At 70.6% G+C, this 15,640-nt stretch carries 13 protein-coding genes; 6 read left to right on the top strand and 7 right to left on the bottom strand.

Translation table 11 applies throughout. The features are described 5' to 3' along the window. Positions 1–53: 53 nt before the first annotated feature. Positions 54–620, top strand: a complete 567-nt coding sequence (locus tag IEY87_RS26030; protein ID WP_225277669.1) for an energy-coupling factor transporter transmembrane component T family protein — start codon at positions 54–56, stop codon at positions 618–620. Between the two features lie 24 nt (positions 621–644). On the opposite strand, the gene IEY87_RS26035 is transcribed toward IEY87_RS26030, so the two are convergent. After that, positions 645–1,145, bottom strand: a complete 501-nt coding sequence (locus IEY87_RS26035) for a MarR family winged helix-turn-helix transcriptional regulator (RefSeq protein WP_189141387.1) — start codon at positions 1,143–1,145, stop codon at positions 645–647. A gap of 106 nt (positions 1,146–1,251) precedes the next feature. Between IEY87_RS26035 and IEY87_RS26040 the strand changes: the two genes are divergently transcribed. Next, positions 1,252–2,139 (top strand): EamA family transporter, encoded by an 888-nt coding sequence (locus IEY87_RS26040; RefSeq protein WP_189141388.1) that lies wholly within the window; start codon positions 1,252–1,254, stop codon positions 2,137–2,139. A gap of 24 nt (positions 2,140–2,163) precedes the next feature. Here IEY87_RS26040 and IEY87_RS26045 read toward each other — a convergent pair whose 3' ends face one another. Further along, entirely contained in the window at positions 2,164–3,108 is a 945-nt protein-coding gene (locus tag IEY87_RS26045; protein WP_225277670.1) for a DNA polymerase domain-containing protein, read from the bottom strand. Positions 3,109–3,210: 102 nt separating this feature from the next. Between IEY87_RS26045 and IEY87_RS26050 the strand changes: the two genes are divergently transcribed. After that, positions 3,211–4,014 carry a class I SAM-dependent methyltransferase gene (locus IEY87_RS26050; protein WP_189141390.1) on the top strand — a complete coding sequence of 268 codons (804 nt, stop codon included), beginning with the start codon at positions 3,211–3,213 and terminating at the stop codon, positions 4,012–4,014. Between the two features lie 48 nt (positions 4,015–4,062). On the opposite strand, the gene IEY87_RS26055 is transcribed toward IEY87_RS26050, so the two are convergent. Further along, positions 4,063–4,590: a DUF6609 family protein gene (locus tag IEY87_RS26055; protein ID WP_189141391.1), complete on the bottom strand. Its 528-nt coding sequence runs from the start codon at positions 4,588–4,590 to the stop codon at positions 4,063–4,065. A 246-nt stretch (positions 4,591–4,836) separates the two neighbouring features. Then, complete coding sequence (locus tag IEY87_RS26060; protein WP_189141392.1) at positions 4,837–5,553, bottom strand: polyamine aminopropyltransferase; 717 nt, start codon at positions 5,551–5,553, stop codon at positions 4,837–4,839. A 112-nt stretch (positions 5,554–5,665) separates the two neighbouring features. On the opposite strand from IEY87_RS26060, the gene IEY87_RS26065 reads away from it, so the two are divergent. After that, a complete protein-coding gene (locus tag IEY87_RS26065) occupies positions 5,666–7,249 on the top strand; it encodes a peptide chain release factor 3 (RefSeq protein ID WP_189141393.1) in 1,584 nt (527 codons plus the stop codon). Between the two features lie 58 nt (positions 7,250–7,307). Then, complete coding sequence (locus tag IEY87_RS26070; RefSeq protein ID WP_189141394.1) at positions 7,308–7,898, top strand: DUF305 domain-containing protein; 591 nt, start codon at positions 7,308–7,310, stop codon at positions 7,896–7,898. A gap of 62 nt (positions 7,899–7,960) precedes the next feature. On the opposite strand, the gene IEY87_RS46765 is transcribed toward IEY87_RS26070, so the two are convergent. Beyond that, on the bottom strand, positions 7,961–10,984 hold the full coding sequence (locus tag IEY87_RS46765; protein WP_189141395.1) for an MGH1-like glycoside hydrolase domain-containing protein: 3,024 nt from the start codon (positions 10,982–10,984) through the stop codon (positions 7,961–7,963). Positions 10,985–11,225: 241 nt separating this feature from the next. On the opposite strand from IEY87_RS46765, the gene IEY87_RS26080 reads away from it, so the two are divergent. After that, on the top strand, positions 11,226–12,236 hold the full coding sequence (locus IEY87_RS26080; protein ID WP_189141396.1) for an AraC family transcriptional regulator: 1,011 nt from the start codon (positions 11,226–11,228) through the stop codon (positions 12,234–12,236). A gap of 38 nt (positions 12,237–12,274) precedes the next feature. Here the strand turns inward: IEY87_RS26080 and IEY87_RS26085 are convergent, their stop codons facing one another. Both IEY87_RS26085 and IEY87_RS26090 read right to left on the bottom strand, forming a co-directional pair. Next, the gene (locus IEY87_RS26085; protein ID WP_189141397.1) at positions 12,275–13,807 is read right to left on the bottom strand and encodes a nitrilase-related carbon-nitrogen hydrolase; all 1,533 of its coding nucleotides are present in this window, start codon (positions 13,805–13,807) and stop codon (positions 12,275–12,277) included. Between the two features lie 191 nt (positions 13,808–13,998). Further along, complete coding sequence (locus IEY87_RS26090; RefSeq protein ID WP_189141398.1) at positions 13,999–15,594, bottom strand: ABC transporter substrate-binding protein; 1,596 nt, start codon at positions 15,592–15,594, stop codon at positions 13,999–14,001. Between the last annotated feature and the right edge of the window lie 46 nt (positions 15,595–15,640).

The raw sequence follows: 15,640 nt of genomic DNA on the forward strand, positions 1-15,640 counted from the left end.
GGGTGCGGGTTGGCGTGAGTGGTCTTACCGGGGCTTACGTGCCGGGTTGTTCGGTGCTGCATCGGCTGCCGGTCGGGGTCAAGCTGGCGGGGCTGGCGGCGGCCTGTACGGTGCTGCTCCTGCTGCGTTCGCCGTGGGCGATGGCGGTCGCCGTAGGCGTGGTCGTGCTGCTGTTCGCGGTCGCGCGGGTGGGGGTCGCGGCGGCCTGGGCCCAGGTCCGTCCGGTCCGCTGGTTCGCCGTGGCGCTGTTCGGCATGCAACTGGTCTTCGCCGACCTGCCGAGCGCGGTGCTGGTCACCTCCAGGGTGGTGCTCGCGGTCGCGCTGGCCGGCCTGGTCACGCTCACCACCAGGACCTCCGCGATGATGACGGCCCTGGAGCGCGGCCTGTCGCCGCTGCGCCGGGTGGGGGTGGATCCGTTCCGGCTGTCGCTGTTGCTCTCCCTCACCATCCGCAGCGTGCCGGTGATCGCCGACCTGGCGGCGCGCGTACGGGAGGCGCAGCGTGCCCGAGGGGTCGAGTGGAGCATGCGCGCCTTCGCGGTGCCGCTGGTGGTCGGCGCGCTGCGGCACGCGGACGCGCTGGGCGAGGCCCTGAGCGCGCGCGGGCTGGACGACTGACAGCCGGCTACGGACATGAGGCGATCACTGCGGCGCGGTGTCGCCCAAAGACTCCAGCAGGCCGCGCAGCAGCGCGATGAGGTGGTCGCGATCTGCGGGGCCGAGGCCGGACAGCAGCCGGGCCTCGTTGGCCACGTGCACCGCGAGCAGTTCGTCGATGAGCTCCAGGCCGCGCTCGGTGAGCCGGATGCGTACCGTTCTGCGGTCGCCGCTGTCGCGGACGCGCTGGACCAGGCCCTTCGTCTCCAGCTTGTCGATCCGGTTGGTGATCGCGCCCGAGGTGACCATGGCGGCCTTGAGCAGCGCCCCGGCCGTCAGCTCGTACGGCGCGCCGGAGCGGCGGAGGGTGGCGAGCACGTCGAACTCGAAGCTCTCCAGCCCGTGCGCGGCGAACAGGTCCCGGAGCTCGCGCTCCAGCAGGCGTGACAGCCGCGAGATGCGGCCGACGACCTCCATCGGCCACACGTCGACGTCGGGTCGCTCCTGCCGCCACTGCGCGGTCACCGCGTCCACCGCATCACTCATGGGGCCATCCTCTCAGTATTAACTATCTCAACGTTCAGATATTTGACATGCATAGACTAAGCATGGTGTTATCTCAACGTTAAGATTATCAATGAAAAGGCATCCCATGACCACCCTCCTCGCACCCCCGCCGCCCACCCGCACCCACTCCACGACCGACCTCCTCTTAGCGGCCCTGGCGCCCATGAGCTGGGGCACCACCTATGTGGTCACCACCACCCTGCTCCCCCCTGACCGGCCGCTGCTCGCCGCCACCCTGCGCGCCCTGCCCGCCGGCCTGGTGCTGCTCGCGGCGACCCGCAGCCTGCCTTCCGGTTCGTGGTGGTGGAAGTCCGCGGTGCTCGGCATGCTCAACTTCGGCGCCTTCTTCCCGTTGCTCTTCTTCGCCGCCTACCGGCTGCCGGGCGGCGTCGCCGCCACCATCGGCTCGGTCCAGCCGCTGATCGTGGCGTTGCTGTCGGTGCTGGTCCTGGGGCTCGTGCCGGGGCGGGCCATGCTGTACGCGGCCCTGGCGGGCACCGGCGGCGTCGCGTTGCTGACCCTGACCTCCGAGGCCCGGCTGGACCCGCTCGGCATCGCCGCCATGCTCGCCGCCACCTCGCTCATGGGCACGGCCATCGTGCTGGCCAAGAAGTGGGGCCGCCCCGCGTCGCCGCTCAAGATGACCGGCTGGCAGCTCACCATCGGCGGCCTGGTGCTCGCCCCGATCACCCTCGCCGTCGAAGGCGTGCCCGCCTCCCTCACCACCGCGAACGCCCTCGGCTTCGCCTACCTGGGCGTCTTCGGCACCGCCATCGCCTACGCCCTGTGGTTTCGCGGGATCGACCGGCTGCCGCCCACCTCGATCTCGCTGCTCGGCCTCACCAACCCGCTCGTCGCCACCGTCGCCGGGCTCGTCATCCTCGGGCAGACCCTCACCGGCTGGCAGCTCGCCGGCTTCACCATCGCGCTCGGCGCCCTCGTCGCCGGCCAGGTGTACTCCAGGAAGACCTGAGCGCCCCCGGCACCACCGCGGTGATCAGTCGCCGCGCTTGGCGCGGGCGCGGCGCTTGCCCTCGTGCATCGCCTGTACGCGGGCGATCGGGATCGTGTGGCCCTCCTCGATCAGGTCGGCGGGCAGCGCCTGCGGCTCGGGCATCTGCTCCGCCCAGGGGTCGCCGTCGCCGAGCAGCCCCGGCGCGGTGCGCAGGGTGAAGTCGCCGGGCGTCACCCGGTCGAGGTCGTCCCAGGACACCGGGAAGGACACCGGCGTGCCCGGCCGGATGCGCGGGCTGTACGCGGCCACCACGGTCGCCCCGCCGGCCCGCGTCGAGTCGAGGAAGACCTTGCCCTGGCGGTCCTCGCGGATGAACGCCGTGGTGCCGAGCGCCGGATCGACCCGCTCGGCCCGCGCCGCCAGCGCGCGGGTGGCCGCCGCCAGATCGTCCATCGCGATCCTCGCCACCACCGGCACGAACACGTGCACGCCCTTGGCCCCGCTGGTCTTCACCGCCCCCGCCAATCCGGCGTCGTCCAGCGCCTGCCGTACCAGCCCGGCGGCCTGTACCACCAGGCCGAACGCCTCGCCCTCCGGCGGGTCGAGGTCGAGCACCAGGTGGGTGAAGTGATCCCTGGCCAGCAGCGCCGGGTGATACTCCACCGCCCGCTGGTTGGCGAACCAGAGCAGCGTCCGGCGGTCGTCGCACAGCGCGTAGGTCACCCGCCGCTGGGACGCCTCCGCCCAGATGCTGACGGATTTGATCCAGTCGGGGGCGTACTTGGGCAGGTTCTTCTGCATGAAGGGCGCCTGACCCGGTCGCACGCGCTGCACCGACAGCGGCCGCCCGCGCAGGACGGGGAGGATGCGGTCACTGACCGCGTCCAGATAGTCGACCAGATCCCGTTTCGTGGCGTCGGCGCCGTCGAAGAGCGGCTGATCGAGGTTGGTCAGCGGCACACCGTCCCGCGTCTCATCGCTGGTCACCCGGCCCACGATATCCGGCATGTCGCAGGTGCCCCAGGAGCATGTACGGGGCTCGGGTGGGCATGGCTTCCTTGTCGGCCCGGTTCAAGAGGAGCGCTGAGCATGAGCGAGCTCGAGGCCCTGAAGGAACGGCAGCGCAAGACGTGGGCCAGCGGCGACTACGCCAGGATCGCCTGGCTGACCGTGCCGCTGGGCGACACCCTGTGCGACGCGGCGGACCTGCGGCCGGGCTCGACAGTGCTCGACGTGGCGACCGGCACCGGCCACGTGGCGCTCGCCGCCGCCCGCCGGTTCTGCGACGTGACCGCCATCGACTACGTGCCGGCCCTGCTCGAACGCGCCCGCCGGCGGGCCGAGGCCGAGGACCTGGAGATCGACTTCCGCGAGGCGGACGCGGAGAGCCTGCCGTTCCCCGACGCGTCGTTCGACTACGTGCTGTCGGCGATCGGGGTGATGTTCACCGCCGACCACCAGCGGGCGGCGGACGAGTTGCTGCGGGTGTGCAGGCCGGGCGGCCGGGTGGCGACGGCCAGTTGGACGCCGACCGGGTTCGTCGGCGGGATGCTCTCGATCGTCAGCCGCTACGCGCCCCCGCCTCCCGGCGCGCTGCCGCCGACACGCTGGGGCACCGAGGAGGTGATGCTCGACCTGCTCGACGACGGCTGCCAGGAGCTGACGTTCACGAACACCACGGTGACGCAGCGGTTCCTGTCGCCGGAGCACTACGCGGACTTCTTCCTGGAGCACTACGGCCCGACGTTCAAAGCCGCCGAACGACTCGGCGAGGACGAGCGGCGCGCCTTCCGCGACGACCTGATCATCCTGGCCGAGCAGTCGAACCGGGCCACCGACGGGACCCTGGTGAACGACTGGGAATTCATGATCACCGTCGCCGTCCGCGACTGATCCGGGCGTCGTCGTGCGGCCTGCCCAGCTACGCGAACGTCAGCCCGGCTACGCGAACGTCAGCGCGGGGTAGGCGAACAGCATCACCGCGCCGAAACCGAACTTGAGCAGCGCGTCGATCACCCCGAACACCGGCAGCGGCGCCTTGAGGCGCATCCCGGCGTAGGCGTTGGCCATGGTGAGCACGCCGAGCATGCTGATCAGCGGGCCGTGCGCCAGCCCCATCGGCACGAAGTGCACGCCCACCACGAACAGGATCCACAGGATGGTGGTCTGGTAGTCGTCGGCGTCCTTGGTCTTGGTGAGCACGAGATAGATCAGCCCGCCCTCCAGCACGAACGCCCCCACCAGTCCGCCGATCTGCGCGATCGACGGCGTCCCCAAGCTGGGCAGCAGCGCGCTCAGGCCGCTGCCCACGAAGCCGGTGACGAAGCCGCCGATGACGAACGGCAGCCAGTGCTTGTTGAAGATCCAGCTCAGCAGGAAGCCCGTACCGACGCCGAGCAGGAACAGCCCGCCGCCACGGATCAGTGGGTAGGGGTGACCCAGGTCGGCGAGCAGGGCAACGGGGGACATTTCAACATTCCTTCGCGTTTGACCGGTTCTATGCCGATCATCCTCGCAGGAATGGCAGCCCCCGTCCGATCAGCCGCCCTCGGCCTTGGCCATCAGCTCACACTTCTCGCGGGTGGCGATGAGCCCGGCCGACGCGATGAGCCTGGACTATCCGGGTGATGTCCCGGCGATCGGTGCGGGCTCCTGAATGAGCTGGTGACCCAGAGCCAGCGTTCCCGTGACCGTACATCCTGATCAGAACGGTTCTCAGCCGAGCTTGGCCACGTACACCGTGTTGGTCGACGGACGGCCTTGCAGGTGGTTCGGGAAGGTGACGACGTGCGCCTGCCAGGTGTCGAAGACCTGCTCCAGGCAGGCGTTGAACTCATCGCTGGGCGGGTCGTTCGACCAGAGGGCGAAGACGCCGCCGGGGTGCAGGTGGCGGGCCAGCCCGCGCAGCCCGTCCGGCCGGTAGAAGGCGGCGTGGCCGGGGTGCAGGACGTGGTCAGGGGCGTGGTCGATGTCGACCAGGATGGCGTGGAAGCGCCGCCCCGGGCTCTCGGGGTCGAGCCCGGCGGGCGTGGCGGCCATGGCGAAGAAGTCACCGTGCGCGAACCGGCAGCGGGCGTCGCCCGTCAGGCCGGGGCCGAGCGGCAGCAGGCCGCGCTCGTGCCACTCGATGACCTCCGGCAGCGCGTCGATCACCACCAGGGAGCGCACCCGGGCGTCCTCCAGGACCGAGCGCGCGGTGTAGCCCAGCCCGAGGCCGCCCACGGCGACATCGAGCGCGTCGTGGTCCAGGGCGGCGAGGCCGAGCCGGGCGAGCTGGATCTCGGCCTCGGTGAACAGGCTGGACATCAGGAAGTCGTCGCCCAGCTTGATCTCGTGGACGTCCGTGCCGAGGACCGGTTCGCGCCGGCGGCGCAGGCTCAGGTCACCGAGCGGGGTGGGCCGCCAGTCGAGCTCTTCGAATCTGACGCTCATCGCGCTCTCCCCCGGGTCGTGTCGGCTCGCGGTCAGGGTAGCGCGGGGAAACGTGCGTACCTGAACGTTGGGTACAGTGGCGTGCGCAGACCTACAGCGACGGAGTGACACGATGACGGACGTTGCCGGGGAGGCGAAACGGCGCAGGACGTTCGCTGTGATCAGTCACCCGGACGCGGGCAAGTCGACCATGACCGAGGCCCTGGCGCTGCACGCTTCCGCGATCACCCAGGCGGGCGCGGTGCACGGCAAGGCCGGGCGGCGTGGCGTCACCTCCGACTGGATGGAGCTGGAGCGCACCCGAGGGATCTCCATCACCTCGGCGGCCCTGCGCTTCGAGCATCGCGGCCATGTGTTCAACCTGGTCGACACGCCCGGCCACGCCGACTTCTCCGAGGACACCTACCGGGTGCTGGCCGCCGTCGACTGCGCGGTGATGCTGATCGACGCGGCCAAGGGCATGGAGCCCCAGACCATGAAGCTGTTCGAGGTCTGCCGGCACCGCCGCATCCCGGTCATCACGTTCGTCAACAAGTGGGACCGGCCCGGCCGCGAGGCCCTGCAACTGCTCGACGAGATCGAGGAGCGCACCGGCCTGCGCCCGACCCCGATCACCTGGCCGGTCGGCATCTCCGGCGACTTCCACGGTGTGGTCGACCGGGCCGAGCAGCGCCTGATCCGCTACCTGCGCACCCCGGGCGGTGCGACCAAGGCGCAGGAGGCCGACCTCACCACCGAGCAGGCGCAGGCCGAGTGGGGCGGCGACTGGCTGCGGGCCGGCGAGGAGGTGGCGCTGCTCGACGAGATCGGCGCCGACCACGACCAGAAGGCCTTCGAGTCGCACGAGTCGACCCCCGTGCTGTTCGGCGCCGCGCTGACCAACTTCGGCGTCGGCCGGCTGCTCGACGCCCTGGCGGACCTCGCCCCCGCCCCCGGCCCGCGCGCCGACATCGCCGACCGGCCGCGCCCGGTGGAGTCGCCCTTCTCCGGACTGGTGTTCAAGGTCCAGGCCAACATGGACCCGGCGCACCGGGACAGGATCGCGTTCGTCCGCGTCTGCTCCGGCCGCTTCCAGCGTGGCATGGTGCTCACCCACGCGGCCACCGGCCGTCCCTTCGCCACCAAGTACGCCCAGGCGATGTTCGGCCAGGAGCGCGCCACCGTGGACGAGGCCTTCCCCGGCGACGTCGTCGGCCTGGTCAACGCCACCGCGCTGCGGCCCGGCGACACCCTCTACGACGGTCCGGCGGTGACGTACCCGCCGATCCCCAGCTTCGCGCCCGAGCACTTCGCGGTCGCCCGCGCCCGCAACAGCGGCAAGTCCAAGCAGTTCCGCCGCGGCATCGACCAGCTCGACGCCGAGGGCGTCATCCAGGTGCTCCGCTCCGACCTGCGCGGCGACCAGGCCCCGGTGCTGGCCGCGGTCGGGCCCATGCAGTTCGAGGTCGTCCAGCACCGGCTGGCCGCCGAGTTCGGCGCCGAGATCAGCCTGGACCACCTCGACTACACCCTCGCCCGGCGCACCGACAGCGCCTCGGCGGAGCTGATGGCCGGCCAGCGCGGCGCCGAGGTCCTCATGCGCAGCAGCGACGAGACGCTGCTGGCGGTCTTCACCGACCGCTGGCGGATGGGCTCCATCAAGTCCGACCACCCCGGTCTGGTGCTGGAGCCTCTCATCGCCGACACCACTGTCTGAACTTTCTCCGGCCGGGCGGCGTATCTCTCTTTAGCCGTCCAGCAGAGAGGGGCGATCCATGTCGAGCGCCTGGTGTCCGCCACGTTTCCGGTTCGCGGCGGTTGCCGTGGTGCTGTCCGTCCCACTGTTCGCCGCCTGCGCGCCCGCCAGCGGGGACCCCATTCCGGTCTCCGCCGCCGCCGCTGACGTGGCGGAGTCGTACAACGACGCCGACGTGCGCTTCTCCCAGGAGATGATCCCCCACCACCAGCAGACCATCCAGATGGCCGAGCTGGTGGCCACGCGGACCAGCAACGAGTACGTGCTGACGGTCAGCGAGCATCTGATCGACGACGAGCGGACCGAGATCAGGCAGATGTCGGCCTGGCTGACCGCCTGGAAGAAGCCGATCCCGGAAGAGAACGCGAAGAGCACGCACAGCATGCCCGGCATGCTCAGCCAGCAGCAGATGGCCACGATGGCGCGGCAGTCCGGCGACGAGTTCGACCGCACCTGGCTGACCCTGCTGTCCACGCACCTCGGCCACGGCATCACGATGGTGGAGGCCGTCCAGGGCAAGGGTCAGCACAAGCCGACCCTCGACCTCGCCGGCAAGCTCATCAACGGCCAGCGCCAGCAGATCGCCGAGATCGCCACCCACCTGGACTGACCTCCGCCCGCTTGACCGGTGCTTCCCGGCCGGGGTCGGGAAGCACCGGAGTGCACTGGTGGCTACGGGCGGCGGGCCTCCACGGCGGTGATGGTGATCGTGCCGGTGGAGCCGCGTAGTCCGAAGCCGTACCGGTGGCCCTGTCTGGCCTCGGGGGTCGCGAGGGTGTCGCCTAGATCGGCGGTGCGCAACTCCCGCCACACGCCCGCGCTCTCGGCGTAGGAGGTGATGGTGGTGCCCGACAGGAGCAGCGCGAAGCGGTCGCCGGGTTTCAGGGTCAGCGGTGCGTCGCCCGCCAGGGGCAGGAGGTGGCCGTTCACGCTGACGTTGAGGCCGGACATCTGGCGGGTGTGGTTGTACCAGGCGGTCACGTAGGTGGAGGCGTCCTTCACCCAGCCCACGAACACGCTGTCCTCCGGCCGGCCGTGGCCCGCGAACGAGCCGGCGGTCAGCACGCTGACGGCGTCGCCGGGCGGCAGCGGGGCCGGTCCGGCCATCAGGGCGAAGTACGGCGTGGCGCCGGTCGCGGCTAACCGTCCGTCGCCGACGGCGATCGCGGGCTTGGCCTCCCCGCCGGACGGCTGGTAGGCGGTGTAGCTCGCGGAGGTGTCCGCGCCGAACGCGTCGGCGGCGTCCACCTGCGGGAACGCGGCCAGATCTAGGGGTACGAGGAACCGCCCGTAGGTGCTGGACACCTGCTTCGGACGGCCGGGCGACCCGTACCGGGCGAAGGCCCGCACCGGGTGGCCGCCCGGTCGCGCGGTGCCTGACGGGGGTCGCAGCGTCCAGCGCACGGTCAGCTCGCCTCTTGGCCGTACCCGGGTCGCGCCCGGCGAGCCGTGCGGCCGGGCCGTCCAGCCGGGCGGCACCGCGAGGGTCACCCGCACGTTCGTGGCGGGGCTGGCCGCGGTGTTGGTGAAGACGGTGGTCACCTGGTCGGCGGGGGTGGCCGGAGTGTTGACGGTGGTCGGCTGTTCGGCGGGGGTGTTGACGGTGGTCGGCTGGTCGGCGGGGGTCACGGTCAGGTGGGCGTCGTCGGTGGTGGGTGACCAGGCCTGCAGTTCGACGACTCCGACGTAGGCGCCCGGCGGGTTGTCGAACCCCAGCCGGAGCCTGGTGGTGGTCAGCGCGGGGAAGGTGATCCGGTTGAGCGCGTTGGCGGCCGGCCGCTCGGGGGTGCGGCGCTGGCCGGGCACCTCCTGCCAGGTCGCGCCGTCCCAGTGTTCCAGCCGGTATCCGGCCGGCGCCCGTACGCCGCCGCCGTCGTCGTAGGGGTGGAAGCGCACGTCGCTGACCTCGGTGGGCACGCCGAAGTCCAGGCCGAGATGGTCCTGGGCGTTCGGGGAGCGGTAGTTGGTCCACCGGCTGTGCGGGATGTCGTCGTAGTAGATCCGCCCGTCCACGGTGTCCCACACGCTGTCGATGTCGTTGGTGTACGACGCGAACGGCCGGGGGTAGCCGACCCCGTGCGGGTTGGCCGCGTCGTTCACCATCGCCGGCGTCCCGGCCTCCGGCACGGAGGCGGGCAGCGGGGCGGTGAGCTCGCCGAGGGTCGGCCGGGAGGCGATCCGCCGCCCGTCCACGTACAGCCGCAGGCCGGCGCCCTGCCCGTACCGGGTGCCGTCGCGGTCCCACAGCACGGTGACGTTGTGCCCCCGGTAGGGGACGTTCTCCAGGACGAAGTGGTCCCAGGACGCCGGGGCCAGCGGGTTCACCGTCAGCCGGTCGCCCGGCTGCGGGCGCAGGCCGATCAGGCCGCTGATCACCAGGTCGGTGTAGGTGGAGTGGTTGTAGTGCTCACTGTGACCGCGCCCGTCGTAGATCCAGCGCGGCTCGTCCGGGTGGTGCGCCTCGGCGACGTACGGCCGGCCGTCCTTGTACTGGCTGCGCGCGTACCCGCGCAGCACCTGGTAGTAGTCGTCGTTGTCCACCACCGACTGGTCGTAGTCGTTGAGCAGGTTGGCCATCCCGGTCAGCGTCTGCGAGGTGGCGAACGGCCAGCTCGGCCCGTCCCACCGGCAGCACCCCGTCAGCGCGTCGTGCATGAACCACTGGCTGCGCCGCTCGGTCGTCGTCGGCCCGTACGGCGCGGCGAAGCCCTGCGGATCGAGGAGCTGGGCCCACGCCTGCTCGGTGCCCGCGTCGGCCATGTCGAACATCCAGGGGACGAAGCCGATCTGCTCGCGGCTGGCCACCAGCCGCTGCTGCGGGTCCAGGTCGGCGCGGGCCTTGTGGTAGAAGAACTGCCGCTGCGGGTCCCACAGCCTGCGGTGCAGTGCGGTGCGCAGGTCCTTGGCCCGCTGCTCGAACCGGCGGGCGGTGGCGGTGTCGCCCTGGGTGTGGGCGATGGCGGCGATGGCCTTGGCGTCGCCGTACTGGTAGGCGTTCAGCGTCGGCCGGTATCCGTGCCCGCCGTGGTAGGGGTCGGCCGGGTCGCTCTCGTAGGAGGAGGCGGTGTACTCCATCGCGTCCCACACGGGCACCGACCAGTACAGGCCGAGCTTCTTGTCGTACTGGTTGCCCCATTTGTCGTACTGGCGGATCAGGTCGGGGAGCAGGCTCTTGACGAGCTTGGTGTCGCCCGTCACGAGGGAGCGCTGGTAGGCCGCGTCCGCCGCCCAGAAGCCGTACTGGTGCGCCCAGTCGTCGGTGTCCTCGTTGAGGTGGTCGGTCTTGGGCTTGGGCCCGGCGCCGGGTCCGCGCAGCCAGTAGCGGAGGTAGTCGTCGACCGGCCGGCGGTCGCGCAGCCACCGGCCCTCGTAGATGTGGTGACCGGCGGCGGCGACGATGCCGCCGAGCGGGGCGGCGTAGCCGGGGGCGTTGTGGAACTCGGTGAGGATGTGGCCGGTGGCGGTGTCGGTGTAGCGGATGTGCCGTTTGTACGTGCTCCACCGGTAGTAGTACACATCCTGGATCTCCCGGTCCGGGACGTCCAGGAAGGGGATGTTGGCCTTGTACCACTCCGGCTCGGCGTAGCCGGTGAGCAGGGCGTCGTGATCCAGGATGCGGGTGCCCCGGCCCACCTCGGGGTACGGCAACGGCTCGCCGGCGGCCTGGGCGGGGGGCGTGATGGCGAAAGAGGTCATGGCTAACACCGCGACGGCAGCGAGCGCTATGGCTCTGCGTCTCATGGTCACCTTCAGACGTTCGGAGGTCCATCCCGGTCGTATCCAGTCGCAAAACGACCGGATATGACTGTTTATATACAGATATTGACCACTCCGTTTCGCTTTAGCAAGACTTCGCCGCCGTCGACGCGGGGGGATATGTCAAGGCGTGACCGAAGTGAGCGGCTGCCGGAGTCACCCGCGCGGCAGTATGTGTTTCATGTCGGAAGACAGCGTTGCGATCCAGTTCGTCCGATCAGCCATCGCCTCAACCGAGACAGCCGGGATCGACGTCCGGCGGGAGCTGCGGGGCCTGCCGCTGTGGCCCGCGCTGACCCGCCCCGACACGACCCGCCTCAGCTGCGAGCAGACGGTCACCGCGATGCGGGTCCTGTGGCGGCTCACCGGGGACGAGCTGCTCCGGCTCGGGCCGCGGCCGGTGCCCCGGGGCACCTTCCAGATGATCTCGCTGGGGCTGATCCACACCCCGGATCTGCGGGCCGCGCTCGAGCGGCTGGTCGCGTTCGTGTCGATCACCACCGGATACTCACGCAGCCGCCTCGTGGTGGACGGCGACACCTGCAGGATCGAGTTCGCCGCCGAACCGCTCCATCACGTACGGCCACTCGCCGCCGAGCTCATGCTCACCTGCGTCCACCGCTTCATGTCCTGGCTGGTGGCGCGGCGGATCCCGCTGTCCGGCCTGGAGCTGCCCTTCGCCGAACCCGACTACAGCGCCGAGTACACCTCGATCTTCGGTCGGCAGGCGTCCTTCGACGCGCCGACGGCGTCGATCAGCTTCGCCGCCCGCCTGCTGGCCGCTCCGGTCGTCCGGGAGGAGCCGGAGCTGCTGAGCTATATCCGCAGGTCACCGGTCGACCTGATCTACCTTCGTGACTACGGCACGACGACCACCGACCGGGTGCGCAACATGCTCGAACGCGGGGACATGACGCACTGGGAGCGGGCCGACCAGGTGGCGGCCCGGCTGTCGGTCAGCGTCCAGCACATGCGCCGCCTCCTGCGGCAGGAGGGCACGTCGTTCCAGCAGGTGCGCGAGGAGCTGCTCCGCGACATCGCCGTGAACAGCCTGCGGCAGGGCCGGGAGTCCATCGACGAGCTCTCCTACCGGCTCGGGTTCTCCGAGCCCAGCGCGTTCCGGCGGGCCTTCACACGCTGGGTCGGCAGCCCGCCGGGCGAGTACCGGCACTCGCTGACGAGCAAGGCTTAGCTGCTCCGGCAGGACCGGCACTCGCTGACGAGCGGGGCCTAACTGCTCCGGCGGGACCGGCGGTCGCGCACCGCCAGGCCGATCGCGACGACGGTCCCGGCCATGCACAGCCAGGCGAAGGTGTCGCCGATCACGCGGTAGGCGGTCCAGGCGCCGCCCGTGGGCACGTCGGAGTACACGATGTGCCGGTCCGCGCCCGCGTAGTCGTGGGCGGCGAGCGTCCGGCCCTGCTGGTCGAACGCGCCCGACACGCCGAACTCAGCCTGCCGGATCATCGCGTACCCGTTCTCGACGGCGCGCAGCTGCGCGTTCTGGCTGTGCATCGCGCCGACCTCGGGCCAGTCGCGGGCGGGCACCATCATGATGTCGGCGTCCACCCGCAACAGCTCGGGGAAGTCGGCGTCGAAGCAGATCACCGTGGCCAGCCGTCCGTACGGCGTCTCCGCGACCGGCACCACGCCGTCACCGCCCGGATAGAACTCCAGGCCGGGCACCGGATGCGCCTTGTTGTAGACCCACACCTGCTTGCCCTCCGGGTCGAACAGGTAGGCGCGGTTGGCCGCGTACGGCGCCTCCGGCAGGTAGAGGTTCACGGCGGCCTGAAGGTAGATCCGGCTCTCGCGCGCGGTGGCGGCGACCTGGCCCAGGAACGCCGGCAGGTCGGCGGCCAGCACGTTGGCCGCCTGCTCCGACCACATCACGATCTTGGCGCCCGCCTGCCCCGCCTCCCGCGACCGGGTCAGCATGTTGGCGTTCACCTTGTCGAAGGCGGCCCGTACCGCCGCCTGATCTTGTCCCGCCACCTCCTGCTGGGTGACGTTCTCGCCGATCACGCCCTTCAGCTCACGGGTGATGGAGGTGTCCGGGCTGATGCCCGCGACCCGCACCCGGTCTCCGTCCGGCGCGAAGAACGCCAGCCGGGCCCCGCCGGCCAGCAGCAGCACCAGCAGCACGGCGGCGAAGGAGCCGAGCACGGCGCCCGCCCTGCGCGGGTTCGCCCAGAAGTGGTTGGCCACTGTGGCGAACAGGCCGAGGAGGAAGCCCACGCCGTAGGGGCCGGTCAACCCGACCACCTGCAGCAGCTCCAGGGTGCCGTGCTGGGTCCCGGCCGGCACGCCGAACGCGGTGCCGAAGGGGCTGATGAGCGTCATCGCGAACTCGCAGGCCGCGAGCGCCGCCGGGAACAGCAGCAGGCCCACCACGGTGCCGGCTCCCGGCGTGACGAGCCGGTCCACCACGTACGGCACCACGGTGAGGGTGCCGAGCGCGATGATCCCCACCACGACGAACGGCGTCATCGGCACGGCGGTCTCGACCAGCCAGAACACGCTCGCCAGCACGGACGCCAGCCACACCAGCAACAGGCCGGTGGCCGCCGGGCTGGTCCTGGTGAACCTCAGCAGGAAAAGGGGTGACAGCCAGGCCGCAAGCGCGATGTCGAAGCGGCCACGCGCGGCGAACAGCCAGAGCACCGCCCCGGCGGCCAGCCAGGCCCAGCGCCACCGATCACCGCCCGGAACCGCCGGCCCGGTGGCGGTGACGCTCTGTGGAGCGACCGTATCTGTGTTCATCTCGACCTTCCCTGCCGTCGTAGCTTCCTTGGCAAGCTAACGACGGCGTCACCTGGGAAGCTGTGACCCGGACTCTCCTGTTCCATGACCGAGCCGCGCACCGGACCGGGCACGACTCCACGGCAGAGCCGGGCACGACGAACGGCGGCCACCAGGAGAGATCCGGTGGCCGCCGCGCCGTGCGGGATGGTCTAGGACTCGTTCAGCCACATGTCCGCGAGCCGCCTGCCGTGGTAGATCGGGCTCTCGTACAGGCCCTGCACCCGGGCGCCGGTGATGCCGTAGTCGAACTTCTGGATCGGGTAGAGCACCTGGACGATCTCGGTCTCCATCCGCGTCTGCATCTTCCGGTAGATCTCGTTGCGCTTGTCCTCGTCCTGCTCCGCGCGGGACTGTGCGAGCAGCTCGTACAGCTCGGCGTCGTCCACCGAGGTGTAGTTCTCCAGCGACTCCTTCTCGAAGTCACGCCACACCTGGTCGGGCAGGTGCACGCCACGCAGCGCCTTGGCCATGGGGAAGTCGTGCTTACGGCGCCGGTCGATGCCCGTGGCCGGGTCGACCATCTCCAGCTCCATCTTGATGCCGACCTTGGCCAGGTCCTCCTGCATCCACTGCGCCTCACGGACGTCCTCGTCATCGACGCGCTGCACCATGAGCTTGGTGGAGAACCCGTTCGGCAGTCCCGCCTCCGCCAGCAGCTTCTTGGCGTTCTCAGGATCGTACGGCCGGAGCTTGAGCACCTCGTCGCGGGTCAGCGCGGCGGCGCTGGTGTCGGGCCGTACCAGTGAGGTCAGGTTGAACTTGCCGCGGATGTTCTCCCCCATCCCGACCCAGTCGATGGCCTGCGCGACCGCCTGCCGCACCTTCAGGTCGTCGAACGGCTCGACCTTGGGGTTGATGAAGAAGCTGACCGGGGCGCCGGGCGTCTCGGCGACCTTGAGGCCCTGCTCGCCGAGCTGCTTGGCCACGTTCTGGTCGCTGGTGGTGCCGGAGTCCAGGCGTCCGCTGCGCAGCGCCGCGGTGACGGCCGCGATGTCCGTCATGATCGGGCGCTTGATCACGTCGACGTACGGCTTGCCCTTGATGTAGTAGTCGGGGTTCTTCTTGAACACCCACTCCACGTCGGGGGTGTGCTTGTCGAGCATGAACGGGCCGGTCCCGATCGCCTGGGTGGCCAGGTCGAACTTGCCCTCGACACCCTCCCTGGGCAGGATCATGTTGAAGTGGTAGGCGAGGTAGTCCAGCATCGGCGCGTACGGCTTGCTCAGCTTGAACACGACGGTGTGCTCGTCCGGCGCCTCGATACTGGTGACCGGCTCGATCATCCACTGGTGCACCCGGGTGGCCTTCTTCAGGGCCTCGAAGGTGGCCACCACGTCGTCGGCGACGAACGCCCGCCCGTTCACCGGCGCGATGTTGTGCCAGCGCACGTCCTTGCGCAGCTTGAAGGTGTAGGACTTGCCGTCCTTGGCGACCTCCCAGGACTCGGCGAGATCCGGCTCCAGCTCCCACGCCTTCACGTTCGGCCCGACCTTGATGTCGATGAGCTTGCCGTAGACGGAGCCGGAGAGCAGCGTGTTCAGGGTCGGGTCACTGCTGATCAGCGGGTTGAGCCCGTTGGTGATCTCCGAGGGAAGCTGGAGCACGGCCGTGCCGCCCGGCTTGGGCGCGCCGACCGGGGCCGCGGCGCCGCTGTCGGTGCTGCCGCCGGTGCCGCCACCGCCGCCGCAGCCGGTCAGGGTCAGCGCCGTGACGAGCGCTGCCGCGAGCAGCGGCCGGCGCTTCACGCCGAGTCCCCGACGGGGGTGGACCGCCGCGTTCGAGGCGGCCCGT

It is taken from the genome of Nonomuraea glycinis, from assembly GCF_014646515.1.
Classification (GTDB): Bacteria; Actinomycetota; Actinomycetes; order Streptosporangiales; family Streptosporangiaceae; genus Nonomuraea; species Nonomuraea glycinis.